The organism is Streptomyces sp. NPDC054961 (assembly GCF_053609145.1).
Window position 1 is genome coordinate 1,594 of the sequence record NZ_JBSGWY010000046.1, and the last position, 24,162, is coordinate 25,755.

21 protein-coding genes are annotated in these 24,162 nt (G+C 71.4%); 7 read left to right on the forward strand and 14 right to left on the reverse strand.

What is annotated here, in order from left to right:
• Positions 1-148: 148 nt before the first annotated feature.
• The 14 genes from ACWF9Z_RS30535 to ACWF9Z_RS30600 form a co-directional block, all read right to left on the reverse strand.
• On the reverse strand, positions 149-1,336 hold the full coding sequence (locus tag ACWF9Z_RS30535) for an MFS transporter (protein WP_453607400.1): 1,188 nt from the start codon (positions 1,334-1,336) through the stop codon (positions 149-151).
• A 129-nt stretch (positions 1,337-1,465) separates the two neighbouring features.
• The gene (locus ACWF9Z_RS30540) at positions 1,466-2,278 is read right to left on the reverse strand and encodes a class I SAM-dependent methyltransferase (protein WP_453607403.1); all 813 of its coding nucleotides are present in this window, start codon (positions 2,276-2,278) and stop codon (positions 1,466-1,468) included.
• Positions 2,279-2,325: 47 nt separating this feature from the next.
• Positions 2,326-2,694, reverse strand: a complete 369-nt coding sequence (locus tag ACWF9Z_RS30545; protein WP_453607405.1) for a YybH family protein — start codon at positions 2,692-2,694, stop codon at positions 2,326-2,328.
• A 42-nt stretch (positions 2,695-2,736) separates the two neighbouring features.
• A complete protein-coding gene (locus ACWF9Z_RS30550; RefSeq protein ID WP_453607407.1) occupies positions 2,737-3,117 on the reverse strand; it encodes a nuclear transport factor 2 family protein in 381 nt (126 codons plus the stop codon).
• Positions 3,118-3,324: 207 nt separating this feature from the next.
• A complete protein-coding gene (gene phzG, locus ACWF9Z_RS30555; protein ID WP_453607410.1) occupies positions 3,325-3,960 on the reverse strand; it encodes a phenazine biosynthesis FMN-dependent oxidase PhzG in 636 nt (211 codons plus the stop codon).
• 114 nt (positions 3,961-4,074) lie between these two features.
• The gene (locus ACWF9Z_RS30560; protein ID WP_453607413.1) at positions 4,075-4,911 is read right to left on the reverse strand and encodes a PhzF family phenazine biosynthesis isomerase; all 837 of its coding nucleotides are present in this window, start codon (positions 4,909-4,911) and stop codon (positions 4,075-4,077) included.
• Between the two features lie 92 nt (positions 4,912-5,003).
• Positions 5,004-6,974, reverse strand: coding sequence for an anthranilate synthase family protein (locus ACWF9Z_RS30565; RefSeq protein WP_453607416.1), 1,971 nt, complete (start codon positions 6,972-6,974; stop codon positions 5,004-5,006).
• The gene (locus ACWF9Z_RS30570) at positions 6,971-7,594 is read right to left on the reverse strand and encodes an isochorismatase family protein (RefSeq protein WP_453607418.1); all 624 of its coding nucleotides are present in this window, start codon (positions 7,592-7,594) and stop codon (positions 6,971-6,973) included. The genes ACWF9Z_RS30565 and ACWF9Z_RS30570 overlap by 4 nt, the downstream gene beginning before the upstream one ends.
• 32 nt (positions 7,595-7,626) lie before the next feature.
• Positions 7,627-8,799, reverse strand: a complete 1,173-nt coding sequence (locus ACWF9Z_RS30575) for a 3-deoxy-7-phosphoheptulonate synthase (protein WP_356656149.1) — start codon at positions 8,797-8,799, stop codon at positions 7,627-7,629.
• Between the two features lie 50 nt (positions 8,800-8,849).
• Positions 8,850-9,368: a PhzA/PhzB family protein gene (locus ACWF9Z_RS30580; protein WP_453607420.1), complete on the reverse strand. Its 519-nt coding sequence runs from the start codon at positions 9,366-9,368 to the stop codon at positions 8,850-8,852.
• A 365-nt stretch (positions 9,369-9,733) separates the two neighbouring features.
• A complete protein-coding gene (locus ACWF9Z_RS30585; RefSeq protein WP_453607423.1) occupies positions 9,734-10,774 on the reverse strand; it encodes a hypothetical protein in 1,041 nt (346 codons plus the stop codon).
• 105 nt (positions 10,775-10,879) lie between these two features.
• Positions 10,880-12,133: an IS701 family transposase gene (locus ACWF9Z_RS30590; RefSeq protein ID WP_453607425.1), complete on the reverse strand. Its 1,254-nt coding sequence runs from the start codon at positions 12,131-12,133 to the stop codon at positions 10,880-10,882.
• Positions 12,134-12,372: 239 nt separating this feature from the next.
• Positions 12,373-14,499: an aminodeoxychorismate synthase component I gene (pabB, locus tag ACWF9Z_RS30595; RefSeq protein ID WP_453607427.1), complete on the reverse strand. Its 2,127-nt coding sequence runs from the start codon at positions 14,497-14,499 to the stop codon at positions 12,373-12,375.
• A gap of 154 nt (positions 14,500-14,653) precedes the next feature.
• Positions 14,654-15,364, reverse strand: coding sequence for a methyltransferase domain-containing protein (locus tag ACWF9Z_RS30600; RefSeq protein ID WP_453607430.1), 711 nt, complete (start codon positions 15,362-15,364; stop codon positions 14,654-14,656).
• Between the two features lie 389 nt (positions 15,365-15,753).
• Between ACWF9Z_RS30600 and ACWF9Z_RS30605 the strand changes: the two genes are divergently transcribed.
• The 7 genes from ACWF9Z_RS30605 (at position 15,754) to ACWF9Z_RS30635 (ending at position 24,107) form a co-directional block, all read left to right on the forward strand.
• Positions 15,754-17,622, forward strand: coding sequence for a helix-turn-helix domain-containing protein (locus ACWF9Z_RS30605; RefSeq protein ID WP_453607432.1), 1,869 nt, complete (start codon positions 15,754-15,756; stop codon positions 17,620-17,622).
• 277 nt (positions 17,623-17,899) lie between these two features.
• Positions 17,900-19,021, forward strand: a complete 1,122-nt coding sequence (gene tal / locus ACWF9Z_RS30610) for a transaldolase (protein ID WP_453607435.1) — start codon at positions 17,900-17,902, stop codon at positions 19,019-19,021.
• A 657-nt stretch (positions 19,022-19,678) separates the two neighbouring features.
• The gene (locus ACWF9Z_RS30615; RefSeq protein WP_453607437.1) at positions 19,679-20,878 is read left to right on the forward strand and encodes an ATP-binding protein; all 1,200 of its coding nucleotides are present in this window, start codon (positions 19,679-19,681) and stop codon (positions 20,876-20,878) included.
• Positions 20,875-21,717, forward strand: coding sequence for a roadblock/LC7 domain-containing protein (locus ACWF9Z_RS30620; protein ID WP_453607440.1), 843 nt, complete (start codon positions 20,875-20,877; stop codon positions 21,715-21,717). The genes ACWF9Z_RS30615 and ACWF9Z_RS30620 overlap by 4 nt, the downstream gene beginning before the upstream one ends.
• The gene (locus ACWF9Z_RS30625; RefSeq protein WP_453607443.1) at positions 21,710-22,108 is read left to right on the forward strand and encodes a DUF742 domain-containing protein; all 399 of its coding nucleotides are present in this window, start codon (positions 21,710-21,712) and stop codon (positions 22,106-22,108) included. The genes ACWF9Z_RS30620 and ACWF9Z_RS30625 overlap by 8 nt, the downstream gene beginning before the upstream one ends.
• Positions 22,109-22,111: 3 nt before the next feature.
• Positions 22,112-22,672 (forward strand): GTP-binding protein, encoded by a 561-nt coding sequence (locus ACWF9Z_RS30630; RefSeq protein ID WP_453607445.1) that lies wholly within the window; start codon positions 22,112-22,114, stop codon positions 22,670-22,672.
• A 10-nt stretch (positions 22,673-22,682) separates the two neighbouring features.
• On the forward strand, positions 22,683-24,107 hold the full coding sequence (locus tag ACWF9Z_RS30635) for a cytochrome P450 (RefSeq protein WP_453607448.1): 1,425 nt from the start codon (positions 22,683-22,685) through the stop codon (positions 24,105-24,107).
• The last annotated feature ends 55 nt before the right edge of the window (positions 24,108-24,162 follow it).

The window sequence follows — 24,162 nt, forward strand, 5'->3', positions numbered from 1 at the left end:
TCCCCGTGTGGGGGGGGGTCGTATCACGCGCCCGGGGCGCCCCCGCCCCTCTTGGGGGGGGCTGTGGCCCTCCCCCCCCCCCCCCCCCGGCGTTCAACCGCGCGGTGCGGCCGCGGCGCGGGGCTCCCGCCGATCCGGCGGGCCCCGGTCAGGCCTGCGCGGGCTCCGGCTTCTCGGCCCGGAAGGCTCCGGTTCCCGCGAAGATGAGCGCGGCGATCACGAGGCACGCCACCGTGAATCCGGAGACCCCGTGGAAGCCGTCGAACGTGGTGAGCAGGGAGCCGCCCACGAAGCCTCCGATCATGGTCCCGAGGTACAGCGCCGTCGTGGCCAGTGAGGACACCGTGCCGCGCGCCGCGGTGGTGGTCGAGAGCAACATGGCCATGAAAATCGGGTAGTTCAGGCCGAGTACGACGGAGCCGAGGGCCAGCCCGGTGATCGCGGTCGCCAGGTTGGGGGCGAACGGCACGGCGCCGTAGATGAGGATGAGCGCCACGAAGGCGTAGGCGAGCGTGCGTTGCTCGCCCAGCCGCTTGATGAGGTGGCTGCCGAAGATCGAGGTGATCGCCATGCCCACACCCAGCGCCATCATCGCGGAGCTGATCGCGGTGACACCGAGCCCGAAGTCCCGGGAGAGCCAGGACCCGATGAACGAGATGGTCTCGAACACGCCGGTCTGGTAGGCGAGATACCCCACGAGGTACCAGGTGAAGGTGCGGGAGCGGAACAGCCCGGCGTACACCGAGAAGAAGCCGCCTCCGGCCGACGGTGCTGCGGGCACCGACGGGAAGACCCGGAACAGCACGATCCAGACGACGGCCGAGAGACCGGCGACCGCGAAGAACGGCACGTGCCAGGAGCTGGCCGCCAGCCAGCCGCCGACCGGGACGCCGACGACCTGCGAGATGGACATGCCGGCGCCCGCCAGGCCCATGGTCTTCACGATGGCGTCGGCGGGCACCAGGACCGGGATGGACGCCCACAGCTGGGGGGTGACCAGGGCGGCCGACATGCCGGCGAGCACCCGGAAGACGATCATGCCCCAGAAGTTCGGCGCCACTCCGCACAGAGCCGTGGCGACTGCGAATCCGGCGAAGCCGAGGAGGAGCACGCTACGCCGGTTCCTGCCGTCCGAAAGGGGGCCCGCCACCAGCGCGAAGAGAGCGAATCCGAGGGCGTAGGCACTCACCATCCAGCCGGACATGCTCGTGGAGACGTCGAAACTGCGGGAGAGTACGGGCAGCATCGGGGCGACGAGGAAGGTATCGGTCCCGATCACGAACATGGTCGTGAACGCGAGCCAGGCGATGGCCGTGGCCGATGCCTTCTTCGCCACCAGAGGGACGGAATCGTCCGTGATTGCTTTTGATCGAGTGGAACTCATGACTTTCACACCGCCGTCAGGGGGATCACTTCGGGGAGATGCTCCGGCGTCCGCGCGGGCGCCGGGCGGGAGGGGAACACATCAGTGGGCGGAGCGGGGAGGTTTCCTGCCCCAGGCGGAATACACGAACGTCGAGACGTCCGGCGCCGGCTCACTGGCGACCAGGGCCTGCGCGGCTTCCACCTGTTCGGCGGTCACCAAGCCCGCGTCGACCAGCCGCGGGCCGCTCTGGACGAGCCGGGTGGCCAGGAGCCGGTCCTGCACCGCGTCCACGCCGAGACCGCCCGGGGTGACGGAGACGCCCACGGAGTCGCAGCCGGCGGCTTCCAGCCGTGCCGGAATGCGCCGCGCCCAGGACAGGTCGATGCCCTGGGCGGCGAGCGCCGTCAGGTAGGCGCCGTGGACCTGCCGCCACGCGGGGTACGCGGAGTCGGCCGCGGGCAGGAAGTGCACGTCCTCGAGGACCAGCCAGCCACCGGGTGCCAGCCAGCGCATCACCCGTTCGACGATCTCCTCGCGCCGCGGCAGGTGCATGAACACCGCGCGGGCGTGGATCAGGTCGAAGGAACCGGCCGGAAAGTCGTCGGTGGTCAGGTCGGACCCCCGCACCTCCAGGTGGGGCGCGCGGCCGCCGTCGATGAACCGGGGGTCGATGTCCAGCGCGAGCACGGAACCGTCGGGCACCCGGTCGGCGAGCCAGTAGGCGATGGAGCCCGCGCCGGCGCCCAGTTCCAGGCACCGCCAGTCCGGCCGCATCGGCAGTCGGCCCAGGGCCCGCACGGTGCCCGGGTCGTAGGTCTTCTCCAGGAGTTGGAGCCGCTCCAGTTCCGTGGGCAGGTCCTTGCTCAGCAGGCCTGTCGTGTAGGCATCGGCAGGCACAACGCTTGCGCTCATCGCACTGCTTCCTTTCCTTGGGGGTGCCAGCCGGCGCTGGTGGAGGGTCAGCTGGGTTCGCCGAAGTAGCCGGACGAGTGCAGGACCCGCAGCCAGCTGCCGTCGGGCTGCCGCCGCGCCACCTGGTAGCGGCCCCGGCTGTTGTCCTGCGGGACGCTCGACGTCAGGGCGATGTCGCCCAGCCGCAGCGTGGGCAGCGACTTCTCCATCGGGAAGTACGAGAACTTCGCCAGCATCCCCTCGAACGCCTTCTGTATGGCGTCGCGGCCGTGGTGCTCCTGGCCGATCGGGAAGGCCATGACGGCGTCCGGCTCGTAGAGGGCGGCCATGCCCTCGGCGTCGGCCTCGTTGGCGCGTTCCACCCACAGCCGGGCCAGCTCTTCGGGCTCGTGTGCTCTCTCACGCTCTGTGGTCATCGGGACTCGCATCCTCATAGCAGTCGGGCATTCGGTCGGAGGTCAGCCGGAGATCAGAGCGCGCGGGTCGTAGACCGCTCGAATTCTGTTGATCTTTCCGTCCTCGACGTGGATCCAGTTCGCGACGGGAGTGGGCTGGGCGATACTGGTGTGCAGGGTGAACCAGGTGACGACATCGGATTCCGACGCGAAGACCCGTTCCACCACGAGCTCCGTCGTCACCGGAGACATGCGCTCCAGCGAGTCTCTGCACTGGTCCGGATCGTCGAGAGTCGCCAGCGGCCCCGCGTACGAGAACTCTTCCGCCAAGAGCGACCTCAAGGCGTCGAATTCCTTTGCTCGCCACGCTGCGATATAGGCCGCCGCTATCTGTTCGGCATCGCCCGGTCCGGCTTTCCCTGTTTCCTCGGACTCTTCGTTCACTCAGTGAATTCTGCGCATGCGGACGATGCCTGGCGATGGGCCGCACCGCACTATGTCAAGTCATCCTCGAGGGCCTCGGCGGGGCCGCGCGGGAGCCCGGTGGCGTTCGGCAACGCAAAGGGTGCCGCTCCGCCGGACAGCGGAGCGGCACCCATCGGCACGCTCGTACGGGAGCCCGGAGAGCCCGGGGAGCCCTGGGCCCGGAGGTCAGGGCTGGAGGCGTCGCACCGTGTACCCGTCGCCGTTCCTGTCGTACCGCAGGCGCTGGTGCACGCGGTTCTCGCCGTTGGCCCAGAACTCCACGCTGTCGAACCGCAGCAGGCAGGCCACGTACGTCGCCGGCCGCGGCAGCGGTCCGGCGTCCGCGAGCCGTGCCACCTCGGCCTGGAACGCGGCCATGTCGAGCAGTTCCTCGCTCTGCCGCGAGGTCACCGACGCGGCGTGCGTGAAGAGGGGGCGCTCCAGCCACTTGGCGTCGGCCGTGTCCTCGCCGAGGACCTCCACCGCACCGCTGACGCTGATCTGCTGACTGGTCTCGCGCCAGTACAGGACACCCGAAGCCCAGGGGTTGCCGTTGATCTCGCGGCCCTTCTGGCTGTTGACGTGCGTGGCGAAGACGAGGCCCTCGTCGGATATCTCGTTCACCGCGACGATCCGGGTCGACGGGCGTCCCCTCTCGTCGGCGGTGGCGAGCGCCAGCGCCTTCGGCTCCCGTACCCCGAGGCGCGCGGCGGTGTCCCACCAGTCACGGACGATCCCCACGGGGCTCGGGGGCGGTGCGTCGTACTCGGGAAAGCTGATCTCGACGGTGCCGGTGAGCGTTTCCGACCGGGTTGAACTCATTGCTGCCTCCGGGGTCGTGCGGTGTCGTGGCCGTGATGACGTGGGTGCGGGCGGGGGTGCGGGTCCGGGTGCGGGTGCGGGTGCGGGCAACGGGTGCGGGCGCGGGCGCTGCGGTCAGACGAGCGCGGTGCCCCGCGCGAACAGGGCTCCGCTGCCGCCGACCTCGACGGAGACGAAGCGCTCTCCCGCCCCCTCGGCCCGGGCCAGCATCAGGGAAGGGCGGCCGATCTCCACGCCCTGCAGGATCTGCACCGGCTGCCCGGGGGCGATCAGTCCGTGGCGGCCGAGGTGCAGGGCGAGCGGTCCGGCGGCCGAGCCGGTGGCCGCGTCCTCCACCACGCCGTACGCGGGCGAGAACATCCGGGTGCGCCAGTGCGTTCCCTCCCCCGCGAAGCAGTTGACCGCCAGGTCCTCGAACGCGGAGAGCGCCCGGTGGTCGGGGTGGAGCCGGGACAGCGCCTCGACGCTCTCGAGCCCCACGAACACGTGCCGGGGACCGTTGCGGTAGATCTCCACCGGCAGGGTGGACTCCCGCACGCCGACGGCCGCCAGGAGTTCGTCCGCGCGGTCGAACAACTCCCAGGTGGGGATGGGCTGTCGCATCCGCGCGGAGACCACCACCGCGTCCTCGCGGTCCAGTGCGAAGGGGATGGTCCCCATCTGGGTTTCCAGCAGGAGCTCGTCCTGAACGGTCTCGGCGCCCATCGCGATGGCGGTCCCCAGCAACGGGTGCCCGGCGAACGGCAGTTCGTTGACGGGCGTGAAGATGCGGATGCGGGCGTCTCCTCCGTGCCGCGGTGCGAGCACGAACGTGGTCTCCGACAGGTGCATCTCCCGGGCGATCTGCTGCATGCGCTCGCCGGGGATGTCGTCCGCATCGAAGAAGACGGCGACGGGGTTGCCGCGCAGGGGCTCCTCGGCGAACGCGTCCACTACGGCATACCTGTGCATCGGGTCTCTCTCCCCTTGAGCGGAGTGCGAATGGTCCTCTGGGCCCGGCCGGGTGGGGGCCGGGCGGTACCGCACGGAGGCGGTCCGGCGCGTCAGACGGTGACGCGCGGTTTCGGCTGTCCGGACGGGGCCGGGAGTCCGGCCGCACCGGCCGGGGCCAGCACGTCGCGCACCGCGCGCGCCACGATGCCCGGGCCGTTGCGGGTGAGCACGGACTCGGCGTGGAACTGCATGGACGCGAAGTGGGGTCCCCGCAGGGCGTGCACCTCTCCGGTGTCCCGGTCCCGGCTCACCTCGACGGTGCCGACCCCCTCGACCTCGACCAGATCGTCGTCGCTCACGGCGGCGAACGTGTTGTAGAAGCCGACCCGTTCGGAGTTCCCGAACAGGTCGATGGCCTTCTGCAGGCCCTGGCTGGGGACGTCCTTGCGGTGCACGCGCAGGCCCAGCCGCAGGCTGAGCGTCTGGTGGCTGAGGCAGACGGCGAGGAAGGGCAGCCGCTCGCGCAACAGGGTGTCGACCGCCGCCCGCAGGTGCCGCATCCTCGGGTCGCCGCCGGCGGTGGGGTCGCCCGGCCCCGGCCCCATGACCACCAGGTCGTAGCCGTGGAAGGAGTAGCTCTCGTCGAAGCGCCGCACGGTCACCGCGAAGCCCAGCGAACGGAGCTGCCCGGCGATCATGGCGGTGAAGGTGTCCTCGGCGTCGACGATCAGGACCCGGCGGCCGGCGAGGTCGCTCGCCGGGCGCAGCCGCTGGCCGACGTCGCTCAGCCAGAAGTCGGCGATGGCGTCGTTCCTGCTGCCCAGGGCGGCGCGGACCGTGGGGTGTTCCGCGAAGCGGCTGACGGCGGGCGCCTGAAGGGCGGCGATCAGACCCGCGGCCTTGGCCCGGGTCTCGGCGGCCTCCGCGACGGGGTCCGAGTGGCGCACCAGCGTGGCGCCGACCCCGACGCTCAGGCGGCCCGCGGCCGAGATGTCCGCGGTGCGGATCAGGATCGCCGAGTCCAGTTGCCGGGTGCCGTACTCGTCCCGGCTCATCAGGGCGGCGATCCCGCTGTAGTAGCCGCGGCCCTGCGGTTCGTACCGTTCGATGACCCGGCAGGCGCTCTCCAGCGGGCTCCCGGTGACGGTCGGGGCGAACAGCGTCTCGCGCAGGACCTCGCGGACGTCCCGGTCGGTGTGTCCCTCGATGAAGTACTCGGTGTGCGCGACGCTGCCCAGTTCCTTGAGGTACGGGCCGATGACCCGGCCGCCCTCGGGGCAGATCTGAGCCATCATCTTCAGTTCCTCGTCGACGACCATGTAGAGCTCGTCGGTCTCCTTGCGGTCGGCGAGGAAGTCCATGATCCCGGGCAGTTCGGGGCCGGACAGGGGGTAGCGGTAGGTGCCGCTGATCGGGTTCATGACGGCGACCCCGTCGCGGACGCTGACGTGCCGCTCGGGCGAGGCGCCGACGAAGGTGCGGTCGCCGGTGTGGATGACGAACGTCCAGTAGGCGCCGGTCTCCCGGGCGAGCAGCCGGCGGAAGAGCGCCAGGGCCCGATGGTGTCCGTAGTCGCTGATGTCGGCGACGAAGGACCGCTTGACGACGAAGTTGGCGCCCTCGCCCGTGCCGATGGCGTCGGCGAGGACGCTGCGCACGGTGTCGGCGTACTCCTCGTCGCTCACGTCGAAGTGCGGATCGCGCAGTTCCGTCGGTACGTCGGGAATCCGCGCCACCGCGTCCTCCACCCGTACGGTCTCCTGGCCGGTGACCGTCAGCGCGATCAGCGGCGCGCCGTCGTCGGGGGCGGCGAATCCGCGCTCCGCGATCTGCCGGTACGGGACGACGGCGAGCACGTCGTGCCGGACTCCCCCGCCCTGCGGCAGGCCCTCGGGCAGCGGGATCCCGGCCAGGGAATCCGGCTGCGCGACCTCGCCGACCAGGACGTCCAGGTACGCGGGTCCGGTCGTCTCGGGGCGGTGCAGCACCGCGAACGGGCCCGGCTCCTCGCCCAGTATCCGGTCGAGGAGTCCCGGCGCGGTGGAGCCGCTTCCGCGCGACGGCGCCGGCCGCGCGCTCATGCGAGGACCTCCTTGGCGGTGAGCACGGTGGCGCACCGCTCGGCGGCGTACCGGACGGCCAGGCCGTGGTACTCGGCCGAGAAGTCGGCGACGGCGTCGGCCACCAGGAACGGCTGGATGTCGTTGGTGAACGCCTCGACCGCCGACATCAGGACCCCGACGTGTGCGTAGACGCCGCAGACGATCAGCTGGTCGCGTCCGGCGGCGCGCATGCGTTCCAGCAGGTCGGAGCGGAAGAAGGCGCTGTAACGCCATTTGGTGAGCAGCCAGTCGTCCGGTCCCGGGGCCAGTTCGTCGACGACTTCCCGGTCGGCGGGGTCGGTGCGCATGCCCGGACCCCAGAAGTCCTTGAGGAGTCCGCGCTGCGCGTCGTCCATGCCGCCGGGTTGGGCCGTGTAGGCCACCGGGACGTCGTGCGCGGCGCTCCACTGCCGCAACAGGGCGGCGTTGGCGACGAGTTCTTCGCGCAGGGGGGACGGGAAGGGCTTGAGGAAGAACCGCTGCATGTCGTGGACCAGGAGGACCGCGCGCTTCGGGTCGACGGTCCAGCGGGCGGTGTTGGCGGGGAGGTCGCCCGCGGTGGGCAGCGCGTAGGGTTCGATGGGCGGTATGCCGGGCATGGCCCTGGCCTCCAGTTCCTGAGGGGAAGGTGTCAGCCGTTCCAGGCCGACACCACGTGGACGGCCTGACCCGGGTTGAGGCGCGGGTCGCAGCGGCTGGTGTACTTCTCGCCGACCCGGGCGAGGGCGGCCTCGTCGGTGGCGCACTCGGTGACGTCGTCCGGGGTGGTCTCCAGGTGCAGGCCGCCGGCGACCCCGCCGCCGGCGAGCACGGCCTGCTGGAAGCCGCGCACCTCACGCACGATCGTCGCGAGCATGCGGGTCTTGTTGCCGTCGGGGGCCGTGACCGTGTTGCCGTGCATCGGATCGGTCAGCCAGATCACCGGGTGGCCCGCCGCGCGGACCGCCTCGACGAGCGGAGGCAGCCGGTCGGCGACCAGGCCCGCTCCCATCCGGGCGATCAGGGTGAGCCGGCCGGGGTCCCTGGCGGGGTCGAGCCGCTCGCACAGGGCGAGGAGTTCCTCCGGCGTCATGCCGGGCCCGACCTTGCAGGCCACCGGGTTGAACACGTCGGCGAGCAGGGCGACATGGGCGCCGTCCACCTGTCGGGTGCGCTCCCCGATCCACGGCAGGTGGGTGGAGCCGAGGTAGGTACCGCCGCTCCCGTCCCGACGCAGCATCGGCAGTTCGTAGTCGAGCAGCAGGGCCTCGTGGCTGGTCCACACCGGCGCTTCGATGCCCTGGCCCTCGGTACGGGTCTTCCATCCGAGGTTTTCCACGATGTCGTTGGCGGCCATGTAGCCGGCCAGGATGCGCAGCGGGTCCGGGCGCCGGTTCTCGGCGTCCGGCTCGGGGCCGTTCACCATGTCGCCGCGGTAGGAGGGGAGTTCCACTCCGCCGATCCACTCGGTGGGGCTGGAGCGCGGTTTGGCGAACTGGCCCGCGATCCGGCCCACCCGCACGACCGGCCTGTGCGTCGCTATCCGCAGGGTGCCCGCCAGCAGGTCGAGGACGGCCGCTTTGCGCGCCACGTAGCCGGGCGTGTGCTCGTTGACGTCCTCGGCGCAGTCACCGGCCTGCACCATCATGGCGTCACCGGTGGCGACCCGGCCGAGGAGAGAACGCAGCGTACGGATGTCCTCGGCCCTGGCGAGCGGGGGCCGGGCCTCCAGGGTCCTGCGGACCCGTTGGACCTGGAGCGGGTCACTCCATTGGGGCTGCTGGAGCGCGACCCGGGACTGATCGGCGTGCAGGGCGTTTTCCATGCTGTTCTCCTTGGGTGGGAGGAACGGGGCTCTCGACTGCGGAGGACCCGTCAGGTGGGTATTCCCTCACGCTTGATTTCCGGCACCGGAATTCCGAGAGCGCGCAGCTGCTCGAAGGGATTCATGAATTCGCGATTCTGCTTGATCTTTCCGTCCGCCAGCTCGAACGAGTGCAGGAAGTGGTTTTCGTAGTAGCCCTCGGGGTAGCCGGGAAAACGGATGAGGCCGTGTCCGTCACATTCGACCCAGAAGCGGTTCGGGTCGTCCGTCTCGAAGACGCGGATGTTGTACCACTCCCAGTCCGGGAAGCACTTCAGCGACCACACGGCGTGCTCGGCGAGTCGGTCGCGCCCGCTGATGACGATCGGGGCCCCGGTGTCGGTGGTCCACAGACCGCCGCTGCCGTCCTCGGTGAAGAGCTCGTGACGCCGCAGGCGGTCCTCGCCCCTGGTGTGCATGTACTGCTCGACGACGGCCCGGTGCTTCCGGCGCAGTTCGGCCGCGTCGGTGAATCCGGCGGCGATTTCGGAAACGGTCTCGGAACCGGTCTCGGACAGGGTTTCGGACACGGATGTCCCCTTCTCTGTGAATGACTGACGGCTGCCTGAGGCATGCCGGGAACACGTCGGCGGCGTGCGGGCCGACGTGGGGTGATTGCCTCGGAGAGGGTGCCGAATGATGCCCGCGCACGGGGCCCGGCACAGCAGTTTCCGAATCGGACTCGAGCCAGCCTAATCAACGGCCGCCGTGCGCGGAAGGAAATTCTGCGGCGGATATCCCGTGGGGTACCGCACGGGAATGCGAACACGCCGGAGAGACCCGTGTCAGGGGTCTCTCCGGTACGCGGCGCAGGAAAGGAAAGGAAGGGAGGGGAGAGGGGAAGGGAAAATGAGGGAGAAAGGCGAAGGGCAGGGCAGGGCAGGGCAGGGCAGGGTCAGGCGATCATGCGGCCTTCACGGCGTGGTGCCGCCGCGTCCGCCAGGGCCTTCCACGCGGCGGCGCGCTGCGCGGCGACGGTACGCACCAGCGGGGCGCAGTGTTCGGGCAGGACGGCCGCGATCCGCTGCCACTGGAGCAGGGTGAGCTCCGTGGCGAGCAGTGCGCGCAGCAGCTGCCGTCCTGGTTCGCTGCCCTTCAGGGAGGGGTCCTTGAGCAGGTTGCGCACGGCCGCGGCCACCCGGTCGGGGCGGGCCTCTCCCCCGCCCTCACCGGGCCGCGCGCCGGGCCGTGCCCGGGGTGCGGCCCGGGTCCCGGCGGCCGGCCCGGTCACCGGGGCCTCCCGGCGCGGTCCGTCGGCGCCGCGCCCGCGCTCGGGGACAGGGGCCTCGCCGCGCCGCAGCCGGTCGCGTACGTCGCGTACCGTCGCGGTGGAGAGCCCTGACCTGCGGGCGAGTTCACGCAGCGAGGCGGTGGGGTCGGTGGCGATCAGGTGCGCCGCGCGCAGCCGGCCCTCGAGGCTGCTCAGTGGACGCGCGGTGCCGTCGCGGCCGACCCGGGTGTGTGGCTGAGGAATCTCCGCACTCACACTCCCGCGCAGCTTGCCCACCGTCTTTCCGCTCAGGCCGGTGCGCTCCGCGATGGCACGGTCGGACCAGTGGGGGTGGGTGCGCAGGATGCGCTCGGCCGCGGTACGGCGCTCGGCCCGCGACAGCGGCAGGCCGTGCCGGACGTTCAACTGCACGGACAGTACGTACGCGTCCGCGGCGCTGCCGTCGAAGAAGCGGACCGCGACGGTGTCGTGTCCCCGCAGCCGGGCGGCGGACAGGCGGTGCATGCCGTCGATGACGCGCATCGTCGGCCGGTGCACCAGAAGGGCTTCGAACTCCCGTCCGGAGCCGACCAGGGCGAGGACGTGGCTCTCGTCGCAGGCCCCGCCACGGGGTGAGTCGGACGGCCCCAGCAGGTCGATGGAGACTCTCTCGACGCCCGTCGCATCCGACGGGACGCCACCATCCGTACTGACGGTGGATGTCACGTTGCACTCCCCCTTCGGGCCTCGCACATCGTCTCGGCCCAGCGCTCTGTGGCTTGAATCGTGCGGGATGCGCGGGGCGTCGCCAACGCCGCGGCGGCGACTACGTCAGGTGGCCCGGAGTCCGTCAAGTCCCCGCGGCCCACGTGCCGCCGGACGGCCGGCATCCCTCCCCGCCAGGGCCGCCACGGCGTGCGCGGCGGAGGCGAGGGTGATGTGGCGGTGCCAGCCGCGGAAGGAACGCCCCTCGAAGTCCTTGAGGCCGACGTCCTCGCCCGCTCCCGCGAAGTCCTGGCAGGCCCTTCCGCCGAGCCTGGTGAGCCTGAGCAGCACCTCGGCGGGGGCCGACGTCGCGTTCGTGACCCACAGGGCGGTGGGCGGACCCTGCGTCCCGCGCCACTCCCCGATCAGCGTGAGGCCGCCGAAGGCGTCGGCGGCGCCGGCCCTGCGGTGGGCCGGCAGTTCACCCGCGCAGGCCACCCGGACCGCGGCGGCCAGCGTGTCGCCGTCCTGACCGCCGTCCCTCACCGGGCGGCGCAGGCCGCGCACGCCCGCGAGGATCCGCTGGGCCTCCATGAGACCTCCGTCGTACCCGGGCAGCGCGGGGTCGCCCATCATGAGCTGGGCGGTGCCCCGGATCCGTGCGATCACCGGCACCCCGGCGGCCGTGAACCGGCCCATGGTGGCGGCGATCCGGTTGATGTGGGTGTTGAGGACGACCGGGCGGGCGGGCACCCGCCAGGACCCCAGCATCTCCAGGACGGCGGTCGTCGCGCACTGCTCGAGGCTCTCCCGCCCCATCTCGTCGGGGATCTCCGCCTGGCGTCGCCGCTCCTCGTCGCCGAGCCAGAGATCGGGCAGGAACAGCCGCCAGTTGACCGGGGCGCTGAAGGTCTCGCCGGCGTGCCAGACTCCGAAGGCGCGCTGGCCGCGGAAGACTCCGGTGCAGGGGTCCACGCCGTAGTCCACGCCCACCGACTGGTCGCCCGCCTTGGAGATGGCCAGCGGATGCACCACCCAGGCCTGCGGTGCGGCGGACCGCGTGAGGTATTCCGCCAGCGCCTCGCGCACCGGCTGCCAGTCCCAGGTGGAGCTGCTGATGAAGTGGTGCAGGCTCTGTTCGGTGGCCGAACCGCCCACCTGGGCGGCGATGTTGCGGATGGACTTGCGGCCCTGCGTCCGGAGCAGCCCGTGCAGGTACTGCTCGCCCTTGCGGCGCTGGTCCCGGCGCGCGAACGAGGTGAACAGCACCTCGCCCAGTGCGCGGGCCACCGACTCGCGCAGGTCCGGCAGGCCGCCGGGCCGGTAGGCGGACCAGGACGGCGCGCGTACCGCGCTGCCTTCGCTGACGGTCACACTCACGGGTCTCCCCCTCTGATGCTGTCATCCCTCGATCGACTTCGAGCATGGCCGAATCCGGTGTCCCCGGGCGAGGTGGGGCGGCTCCCTCACCGCTCCCCCGGGTGGTGTTCCCACCACCCGGGGGCCCCGCCGTCCCCTTTTGCCCGCCCGGGGGACGGGAACGGGGGTGCCGGGACCACCCGGGACGCGGGCGCAACGGGTGCCCGGGACGGCGCACGGGTGCCCGGGGCACGCCCGCTTCAGCCGTGCACCGCGTCCGTACCGCGCCGGCCCGGGAACTGGGCACCGGTGAGCATCAGCAGCGGGGCCGCCTTGACCGCGGTCTCCTCGAACTCGCCCTCCGCGTCCGACAGCGCCACGACGGCCCCGCCCACGCCGTAGCGGACGCGCCCGGGCGTGACCACCGCGGTGCGGATCGCCACGCTCAGGTCGACGGCGCCGGACAGCGAGAAGTAGCCGATGGCCCCCGAGTAGACGCCCCGCGGTCCGGCTTCCAGCCGGTCGATGATCTGCATGGTGCGGATCTTCGGCGCGCCCGTCATCGAGCCGGCGGGGAAGGCGGCCCGCACCAGGTCCACGGCGCTGCGGTCGCTCCGCAGCCTGGCCCGGACGGTACTGACCAGTTGATGGACCGTGGCGTACGTCTCCACCTCGAAGAGCCCGCTGACCTCGACGGAGCCGGTCTCGGCGTGCCGGCCGAGATCGTTGCGCACCAGGTCGACGATCATCAGGTTCTCGGCCCGGTCCTTCTCGCTCGTCCGCAGCCCCTCGATGATCGCGGCGTCCTCCAGCACGGTGGCCCCGCGCGGGCGGGTGCCCTTGATCGGCATGGACTCGGCGACCCCCTCCGCGCTCAGCCGCAGGAACCGCTCGGGGGACGTGCTCAGCACGGACAGCTCACCGAAGCGCAGCAGCGCGGCGTAGGGGGTGGGGCTGAAACGGCGCAGCGCGCGGTAGCCCTCCCACGGGTCGACGGGGCCGTCGGCCTCGGCCATGTTCGTCAGGCAGATCTCGTAGGTCTCCCCGGCGGCGATCTCCTCCTGGCAGGCGTCGATCAGGCGCAGATAGCTGTCGCGCTCGTGGCGCAGCCGGATCCCGCCGGCGGCCGGCGCCGACGGGGGCTCCTCCTCGACGGGTACGCCCACGAGCGACTCCAGCTCCGCCGCGGTGGCGGTCAGCCAGGCGCGGGCGTCGTCCTCCTCGTCGTCTTCCACCAGGGCCAGCAGGTACGTCAGGCCGGTGAGGTGGTCCAGGACCACGGCACGGTCGGCGAACACCATGGCGGCGTCGGCGTCCTCCACCTGGTGCACCGGTTCGCCGCCGCACTCCGCCTTCAGTTCGTATCCGAGGTAGCCGACCCAGCCCAGGGTGAACGAGAAGGGCAGCTCGGGAAGTTCGGTGCTCGTGCCGCGCAGGTCGCGGTCGAGCCAGTCGAGGAACTCACCCGAGACGATCTCCAGTCCCGCGGCCGAGGTGACCGTGACCGTGCGGCTCCACACGTCGGCCTTCGCCACGCGGGCGAGCGGGCCGCCGGCCGCGCCCATCACGGAGAACCGGCCGGCCTCCGCGTCGGGCCGGCTGCTGTCCAGCCAGAAGGCGTTCTCGGCGGCGCCGAAGAGCCGTTGGTGGACGACCTCGTCGTCCCAGCGGGTCGGCAGCCGCGAGGTCAGCACCTGCAGACGGCGGAGTCCGGGCGCGGCGGCGGCCCCGGGTGCGCGGGCTTCGGCACGCGGGGCGGCTTCGACGGCGGTCCGCGGCGCGGGGCCCCGCCGTGCGGAGCGTCCGGTCTGCCACTCCTCGGTCATGTCACGGAAGTTGGCGAGCAGTTCGTGCCCGTACTGGGTGAGGATCGACTCGGGGTGGAACTGCACTCCCCACTGCGGGCGGCTCCGGTGCCGGTGCCCCATCAGGGTGCCGTCGTCCGTCCACGCCACCGCCTCCATGTCGTCCGGCAGGTCTGTGACGACGAGCGAGTGGTAGCGCACCACCTCGAAGGACGCGGGCAGCCCGCGGAACAGGCCGGTGCCCGTGTGCCGCACCGTCGAGGTGCGGCCGTGTCTGGGCTCGGAAGCCCGGGAGACGGTGCCGCCGTGTGTCAGCGCCAGCCCCTGGTGACCGAGGCAGATGCCGAGGGCCGGCAGGTCGCCGTGCTCGATGACCTCCCGGCAGATGCCGAAGTCGGCCGGACGGCCGGGGTGTCCGGGGCCGGGCGACAGGACGACGTTGTCGAACCCGGCGAGCATCGCCGGGTCCCACCGGGGATCGTCGTTCCGGATCACCACGGGCTCGGTTCCGTTGACCCGGGCCAGGTAGTGGTACAGGTTGAAGGTGAAGGAGTCGTAGTTGTCTATCAGCAGAGTCCGCACGGTTGTTCTCTCGCATGGGGGGATGGCGATCGCCCGGGGACGGCGATCGGCTCGGTGGGCCGCCTCGGCGGTGAGGCGGGTCGGGCGCGGTGGGCCCCGGTGGCCGGGGCGGCGGGCCCCGGGGGCCGGGGGTCGGGGGTCGGGGGCCGCGGGCTCAGTGAGCCCCGGTGGCCGGGGACGGCGGGCCCGGTGCGCCGTGCCGCCCCGTCGCGGCGTCGGTGATCTCCAGCAGCGCGTACTCGACGGTCTCCGCGCCTTCCCGCACCGTCCCGCTGCGCAGCTCCCGCAGTCTGCGGTCACACCCCGCGGCCATCGTCTCCAGCGTCTCGAGGTCGCCGCGCTCGCTGAACTGCAGCAGGGCCCGTCCACCGGGCGTCACATAGGACAGGCACTCGGCGAGGTACCGCCGGTGGGCCTGGTACCCGGGGTCGACGTAGGCGCGCTCGTGCACCGAGGCGTAGCGGTAGTCCGGTGGGGCCAGGACGAAGTTCGAATGCCAGTAGACGGTGTCGTGGCGGTCCTCCGGCGCGAGTGCGTCGAACAGGTCGCTGTGCACGGCGCGCACCCGGTCCGCCACGTCGTGGTGTGCCGCGTTCATGGCGGTGTTCCGTACCGCCTGTTCGCTGATGTCGAGGGCGGTGACCCGGTCGCAGCCCGCCAGCGCGGCGGACACGCCGATGACGCCGGTGCCGGAGCCCACTTCGAGGAACGAGCCGCTCCACGGCGCCGGGTCCGGTCCGGCGAGGCCGAGCAGTTCCATGGCCATGCCGGTCGAGGCGGAGAAGGGCGGGGCGAACACCCCTTCCAGGAGGTGCCATTCGGCGCCCGCCAGGGCGAAGGTCCGCGGCCTCTCCCCATGGTGCAAGGAGGCTCTGCTCCTTTCCAGAGAGCGCTCGTAGTTCTTGATCGCCGACATCCCGCCCCTGATTCCCGCTGCACGCCGCGCGTGCACCGCCACCCCGGAAGAAGCCCGTTGCCGCCCCCTCCGGTGATCGTTGCCGAGTCTGCGGACCGGCAGAAGGTGGTGCCGCAACACCGCGTCGCCGTCGGGTGATGTTGCAGCCACACGTCGTAGCGTGAACCCGAGGTAAGCCGCTTGACCTGCTCCGAGAGGCCACATAAGTTCAAGCCGCGCGGCTGTCGGCGGTCTTGGAGGGGGAAGCCAGAGTGAAGGGCGAGGAGCCCATCAGTGTCCCGGCGCTCGCCGTTCTGGAACTGTTGGCACAGGATTCCCCCCCGTCCCGGTTCCACGAAATGCTCCGGAGCGCCCAGCAGCAGTCCCTGCCGCCGGACCAGATGTCCGAGCTCCAGCGGGCGACGCATCTGGCGCTCGACGTCCAGGCATCGGTGAGTCAGGGCCGGCGCCGGGAGACCTTCATGACCGGACTCGTGAACACCGTCCACGACATGACGGTCCCTTCCAGTCCCGACGCCCTTCTGAAGGTCGTCACCAGCCGGGCCCGCAGGCTGCTCGGCTTCGACATGGCCTACATCAGTCTGCGCGACGCCGACGACAACTCCTACGTCCACAGCTCGGACGGCGACACGACGGCGCTCAACGTGGGCCTCGTGGTGCGCAAGAAGCGCGGTCTGAGCGACCTGGTCCTCACCTCGGGCGCACCGTTCTGGAGCACCGACTACCTCAACGACGACCGCATCCCGCACTGGCCCGAGGTGGACGACGTCGTCCGGGCGGAGGGACTCTCCGCGATCATGGCGGTGCCCATCCACCGCGAGAGCGACATCATCGGCGTGCTCTACGGGGCGAACCGGGTGGTGCGGCACTTCACGCCGGATGAGATCAGCGTGATGCGCTCGCTCGCGGACTTCGCCTCGGTCGCCTTAGAGAAGGTCGAACTCCTCGACCGCACCCGGACGCAGATCGCCGAGCTGGAGTCCCTCGGCGCGCGGTCCCGCCTCACCGTGGCCCGCCTGACCGATCTGGGGGACTCCCAGTCCCGGCTCACCTCGATGGTCCTCGACGGAAGCGATCTCCAGCAGCTCACGGGCGCGGCGGCCCGGACCCTGGGCGCGGGGCTTGTGGTGAGCGACGCCTACGGGCAGATCCTGGCCTCGGCGGGCGACGTGGACGGGCTCAGGGAGGCGGTGACGGACCGGGCCGTGCTGGAAGCGCAGGCCGCGGGCGGCCCCATCCTCCTCTCCCCCGGCCGCTGGGCGTCGCCGGTCAGCGCCGGAGCCGAGAACCTGGGCATCGTCGTCCTGCGGTCCGACACCGAGCCCGACGCCGACGCGCGGCGGTTCCTCCGCTTCACCGGGCAGGCCGTGGCCACGCTGCTGGTGATCCAGCGCAGCACGGCGGTCGCGGCCGGTCCGGTCCGTGACGAGTTCTTCGACGAACTCCTCGCCGTGCCGCTGCGGGCGCCGCACCGGCTCGCCTCGCGCGCCCAGCGGCTCCACGTGGACCTGGAGGAGCCGTACGTCATCGTGGTGGTCCGGCCCGAGGGCGGCGAGCACGGCAAGGCCGTCGTATGGGCCTCCTCGTACAGCCACCGGTGCCGGGGGCTCAAGACGGTGCGCGACGGCCGGATCGTGCTGCTGCTGCCGGGCTCCGACGCCTCGGCCGCCGCGCGCGCCGTGTCCGACGAGCTGTCGCCCTCGATGGCCCAGCCGCCCACGGTCGGCGCCGCCGGACCCGCCACCGGACTCTCCTCGGTGTCCAGGCTGCACCTCGAGGCGCAGCGCTCCCTCGACGCCCTGACCGTCCTGGGCGAATCGGGCACCGCGGCGTCCATGGCGGACCTCGGCTTCCTCGGGCTGCTGCTCTCCGACGACCGCGACGTGGACGGGTTCGTGGCCTCGGCCATCGGCCCCCTGCTGGAGCAGGACGCCGAGCGCGGGGCCGACCTGATCGGTACCGTGGAGGCGTACTTCGCCGCCGGTCAGAGCCCCACCCACGCGGCCGAGGCCCTGTACATCCACGCCAACACGGTGGCCCGTCGGATCGAGCGGGTCACCGGCCTGCTCGGTGCCGGCTGGCAGAAGGGCGAGCGCGCGGTGGAGGTGCAGCTCGCGCTGCGGCTCCTGCGGGCACGGGGGGTCCTGCGGCAGCAGCGGGAGGCGGCCCTCGGTGGTACCCGGCCCCGGTCCGCGTCCTCGCGGTGACGGGCCCCCGGCCGCCGGGCGCACCGCAGGTCTCCTGCCAGCAACAGCGGCCAAGTGACGCGAAATCACCGCATACTTGACGAAGTCCTGACCGCACCCTTCTGGTCTTCCACACCTTGGGCGAAGGTCGGGATGAAGTCGTAGGGGGCACTCCGAACCCCTCACTTCCCGTCCAAAGGAGCACTGAGCGAACGGTGACCGCGCCGCTACAACCCACTGAACCGCCCGTCGTGCGGACCTCCTCCCTCCGCCTCCCCACCCACCGTGGGGGAACGCGATGACGGCGGTACGGCTGGCGCAGCTGAACGAGGGCGGTGTTTCCTTCTGGCTCGACGGAATCAGCCGCTTCCTGCTGGGCAGCGACGCCCTCGCCGCCCTGGTGCGCGACTGGCGGGTGTCCGGGGCCACGACGGACCTGGAGTTGCTCCACCACGCGGTGGCCAAGGGCTCCTTCTACACGGAACAACTGCGCGACCTGGCCGGTCACGAGTCCGACGTGGGCCGGGCCGTGTCGGAGCTGGTGGTGCGTGACATCCAGAGCGCCTGCGACGTACTGCTGCCGACCCATCTGTTGCGCCACCGCACCACCGGGCTCGTGTCGGTCGACATGGACCCGCGGCTCGCGCACGGCCGCGAGGAGATCCTGGACTCGGCCCGCGGCCTGTGGCGGAAGGTCGACCGGCCCAATCTGCTGGTGAAGATTCCGGCCACCGACACCGGCCTGTGGGCGATGACCGCCTGCCTGGCCGAGGGCATCGGCGTGCACGCGACCTCGATCTTCTCGGCCGAGCGCTACCAGCAGGTCACCGACGCGCACCTCGCCGGTCTGACGCTGGCCTCGCAGGCGGGCCACCCGCTGTCCCGCATCCACTCCGTGGCGTCCTTCCACGTCAGCCCCGTCGACGGCGCGGTGGACCCGCTGCTCGCCGCCATAGGCACGGACCGGGCCCTGGCCCTGCGGGGCCGGACGGCCCTGGCCCTCGCCCACGCCGTCCTCGCGCGGCACCGGGAGACGTACGCGGGCGAGTCCTGGCAGCCGTGCGCCCAGCAAGGGGCCAGGCGTCAGCAGCTCGTGTGGGCCGCGCTGGCGGCGAGCGACTCGGGCTACCGGGACACCCACTACGCGGACGGCCTGTTCGCCCCGGACACGGTCAGCGCCGTTTCGGAGCAGCTGCTCTGGGCGATCGCCGACCACGGCCGCGTCCAGCAGGACGGGACGAGCGGGGCGCCGGCGCCGTGCGACGAGGATCTGGACGCCCTGGCGGACGTGGGCGTCGCGCTGCCGGACATTCTGAGCGGACTCGAAGAGGCCTTTCACAAACGGTCGATCGCCTGGTGGGAGCGCCTCCTGGACGTGGTCGCCACCGCGCTGGAGCAGCCCCGCACCGCGGGGCTCTGACGAGACCGGCACCTCCCCGGGTGCCGCACCCCCTCGGCCCGGCCCCGGCCGGGCCGGGGCCGGGGCCGCCGGGCGCACCGAGCCCCCCACGAAGCCGGACCGGGCCGAGCCGCCGCGCCGCCGCCCAGGCAGGACGTCTCCCCCTCGGATCCCCCTCGAATCCCTCTCGGATCCGCCCGGTCGATCCCCCGGCCGATCCCCGGAAGATGTCCACGAACAGGGGCAAACCCTTACGCGCACCGTCGCCCATGAACTCGACGGCACTTCCCAGCCGTTAGATCCTTCAGAGGTCCGCTCCGGTTGACGACGCCTCAGATCGATGTGAGAGATTGTCACTCCTCTCGTGAAGACCTGATTAACGGATCGGTGACGAGCGGGGCGACGGACGGCGGATGCAGGATCGAAAGGCCATGTCAACCCGCTCTCATGACAGCTGGGTTGGGCGTATGCGGAGCCGTGACGGGCGTCCGGGAAGCTGAAGATCCGGTGATAACATCCCGGCATCTGTGATCTTGTTCCGTTTGACGCAGATGCTGATTTGCTATCGGCGGCACGCTCCCCGCGTCACAGCAGGTGAACCGTGCCGACCAGCTGTGTTGCGGGCCCTCGTGAGGTGTATCTGCAGCCGTCCGCATCCCATGCGCCGGGAAGGTTTCCATGAATCGAGACGCACTTGTGTGGTGCCTGGTTGCGGTGGCGGCGATAGCCGTTGTCGCGGTCGTGGCACTCGTCGCCCGCACCAGAGCGCTGGGGGCGAAGAAGCAGCAGACCGAGGCCGAACTGAGGCACCAGCTCCTCGCGACGGACAGCCAACTGCAGGCGTCGCGCGCCGAGCTGCAGCGGTTCTGGTACGAGCAGGACGCCACGCTCCGCCAAGCCAAGGAAGCGGCGGAGGAGAACACCAAGGCCGTCCTCAAGGCCGCCGCCAGCTTCCTGCAGAGCCTCGCGGCCGAGCAGACGACGCTGCTGGACGGCATCCAGCGCAAGTACGGCGGGCACACCGTGCTCAGCGACCTGCTGGACGTCAACCACGCCAACGCCCAGATGGCGCGCAAGGCTCAGGGCATCGCCGTCATGTGCGGTGCGCCGCTCGGCCGCCGCAACAGGCCCGCCAGCGTCTACGACGTGGTGCGCAGCGCCCAGGGACAGATCCGCAACTTCCACCGCGTCGCCATCATGCAGCAGACCGGTCTCGCGCTGAAGGCGTCCGCCGTCGCGCCCGTCGCCCTCGCCGTGGCGGAGCTGCTCGACAACGCCGCCAGCTTCTCGCAGCACGACGCGCCGATCGAAGTGACGTTCCAGCGCATCCAGAACAACCTGTGCATCGTCATCGACGACGCCGGTGTCAGCATGAACGACGAGGACCGGCAGCGGGCGACCGCACTGCTCTCCGGAGAAGTCGCCCCCCAACTGTCGCAGCTCGGGACGCAGCCGAAGTTCGGCTTCCCGGTCGTCGGCCTGATCGCGCGTCAGCACGGCTTCAGGGTGGACGTCACCGGAGTCTCCCGGTACGGCGGCGTCAGGGCCGTCGTCCTCTTGCCCGAGGAGCTGTGGACCATGGAGGAGATACCGTCCGCCCAGGAGGCTCCCGTCAGCGAGATCCGGCGCGCCCCCGAGAGCCGGCCCGAGAGCCGGCCCCAGAGCGCGACCTCGCGCACGATGCACGGTCTGCCCAAGCGGGGCGAACGCCAAGCGCCCATCGCGAGCGTCCCGGATCCCGGCACCGCCTCGCCGGCGCCGCGGACACCGGGGGAGACGGGCCGCGCCTCCGGGCGCAGCCTGGGCGCCTTCCAGCGCGGCACGCTCTCCGGCCGCGACCTTGACGCCATCTCGTTCGAAGGGCCCGAAGAGGCATGACCGCAGACCTGTCGTGGATGCTCGAGGACATCGTGCACAACGTGCCCCGTGCACGGCACGCCGTCCTGCTGTCCGCTGACGGCCTTCCCCGCGGCGCTACGGAAGGCCTGGCCGAGAAGGATGTACGCACCATTTCCGCCGCCATGGCCGGGATGCAGTCGCTCAGCCGGGCGACGGCCCACTTCGCCGGGCCGGAGGAGGACCGGCAGTGGAACCAGACCATCATCGAGTTCTCCCACGGCTGGAGCTTCCTGATCGGGGCCGGGCAGGGCTCCTACCTCGCCGCCGCGGCCGCGCCCGACGTGGACATGCAGCAGATCTCCTTCCGCATGCACCGCCTCGTCGCCCGGCTGGGCAAGAACCTCACCTCGCCGCCGAGGGTGAGCGCGGAGGAGGCCGGAGGCGCGCGGGGCGGCGCCCCGCGGCAGCAGGGCTACGGTGACGCGGGATTCGTCCTCGGCGAGCTCGACCAGGTGGTGTCCGAGGTCAAGGGCGCCCGCCACGCGGTGCTGCTGGGATCGGACGGCCTGCCCCGCGGGGCGACCAACGGGATGAGCCGCGACCTCGCGGACACGATCTCCGCGGCCATGACGGGCATCCACGCCTACAGCCGGGTCACCTCCCAGTTCGCGGGGGTCCACGAGGACGCGCTGTGGCGTCAGACGGTCATCGAGTTCCAGCACGGCTGGATCTTCCTGATGGCGGCCGGTCCCGACGCCTTGCTGGCCGCGGCCGCCGAACACGACTGCGACATCGAAGAGTTCACCACGCGTCTGCACGAGGTGGTTCCCAGACTGACCGCGGCGGCGACACCGGGGAAGGGGACAGGCCATGCCTGACGGGCCCGAGCAGGACGAAGAGCTGGAACTGACGTCGCCGTTAGTCCCCCTCTTCGTGATCACGAACGGACGGGCGCTGCCCCCGGACCACGAGTACGAGCACACGACGCTCGTGACGGCGGCCGTGGCGGCGGAGCACGGACAGGTCGCGGCGCGCACGCTGTCCCCGGAGGCGGGACAGGTCATGGACCTGGTCGCGAACGGGTTCCTGTCGGTGGCCGAGGTAGCGGGGCACACGCACCTGCCCCTGGGCATCGTCCGCATCCTGCTGGCGCAGTTGGAGGAGGACAGTCTCATCCTCGCGAGGAGCCCGATACCGCGCGCCGAACGTGTCGACAGAGAACTGGTCAGCGCCGTGCTCGAGGGCCTGAAGAATCGATTCGGAGCGTAACGCGTGTACCTGGATCCAGATGTCTCCCACGCGGTGAAGATCCTCGTAGTGGGGCATTTCGGGGTCGGCAAGACCACCTGTATCGGCAGCCTCTCCGAGATCGAGCCCCTGCGGACCGAGGAGGAGATCACCGAGGCCAGCCTGGGCTTCGATGACCTGTCGGGCACGCCCGACAAGAAGACCACCACGGTCGCCATGGACTTCGGCCGGCTCACCCTGAGCGACACCCTGGTGCTCTACCTCTTCGGAACGCCCGGCCAGGAGCGCTTCAAGGAGATGTGGGAGGAACTCTCCCGGGGCGCTCTGGGCGCGCTGGTCCTGGTCGACCCGGAGCGACTGCACGAGTCCTTCCCCGTCCTGGACCTCGTCGAACGTTTCGGCCTGACGTACGCCATCGCCGTGAACCACTTCGAGGGCACCACGGACTACCCGCTCGAAGAGGTCCGCGAGGCCCTGAACCTCACCGCCGAGACCCCGGTCGTGGAGTGCGACGTACGGGACGAGAACTCCTCGGCGCGGGCCCTCATCACCCTCGTGAAACACCTCATGTCCCAACTCGGCTAGGAGCGCAGGAATGCAACAGCCTCGTGAATCGCAGGCGATACCCCCCGGCTGCCCCGCGCACGGGAACGTCCAGATGTACGGTCCCTCGTTCGGAGCCGACCCCGACAGCCACTACGCACAGCTGCGCCCCTTCGGCCACAGCGCGCCCGTGGACATCGCCCCCGACGTCCAGGCCGAGCTCGTCACCAGCTACGACGCCGCCCTGTACGTCCTGCAGAACCCGGCTTCCTTCGTGCGCGACTCCCGCCGCTGGAACGCCCTCAACGAAGGGCGCGTCCCGGCCGACAGCCCGGCACTGCCCATGATGGGCTACCGCCCCAACGCGCTCTTCAGTGACGGTGCGGCGCACGCCCGTCTGCGCCGCGCCGTCACCGACAGTCTCGCCACGGTCAACGAGCACCAGCTCATCCGGCAGACGCAGCAGTCGGCCAACTATCTGATCAGCCAGTTCAGCACCGACATCCGCGGCCAGGCGGAGCTGATGGCCGAGTACGCCCAGCCGCTGCCGCTCCTGGTCTTCAGCGAGCTCTTCGGCTGCCCGCCCGAGATCGGCGACCGCGTGATCGCCGGCATCAGCGGCATCTTCGAGGGAACGCCCGGGGCCGACGAGGTGCTCGGCGGGGCGCTCACCGAGCTGATCGCCCTCAAGCGGCGCCGCCCGACGGCCGACCTGACGACGCGCCTGATGGAGCACCCGGCCCAGCTGAGCGACGAGGAGGTGCTGCACCAGCTGGTCACCCTGCTCTCCGGCGGCACCGCCCCGCTGGCCGCGGCCATCGGCACCAGCAGCGCCCTGTACCTCGGAGAGGACTGGCAGGTCGGCCTCCCGGTCGAGGACGCGGTCTCCCAGACCCTCTGGAACTACGCGCCGATCGCCAACTACGCCGCCCACTACCCGACGCACGACGTCGAGCTCGGCGGCCGGCTGATCCGGGCCAACGACCCGGTCCTCATCTCGTTCGCGGCGGCCAACACCGACCCGAAGCTGACCGAACACCGCGAGCAGCTCAGCGCCAAGGCGCACCTGGCGTTCGGAGCGGGCCCGCACGCCTGCCCCGCCAAGGACCCGGCCTTCATGATCGCCGTGACGGCCGTCGAGGCCCTGCTCAACCAGCTTCTCGACGTCGAGCTGCGCGTCCCGTTCAAGTCGCTCACCTGGGCGCCGAGCCCGTGGAGCCGCACGCTGGTCACCCTCCCGATCCGCTTCACCCCGCGGGCCGTTCCCCAGGCGGCCGGGTCGGCCGGGTCCGCCGGATCCGCCGCATCGGCGGGGCCTGCCGGGTCCGCCGGGTCGCACCCGGGCCAGATGCCCCAGCAGCAGATGGCCGCCTCCACGCCCTCCGGCGCGGGAACCTCGCACACGAGCGCCGGTGGCGCGTCGCAGCCCAAGGGCGGTCTGTTCAGCCGCTTCCTGGCGTGGACCAGGGGCGAGTGAGGCAAGTGTGATTCTCGTAACCTCCTGAGTACTCAGTGGTAGTGGATGCCCTAAC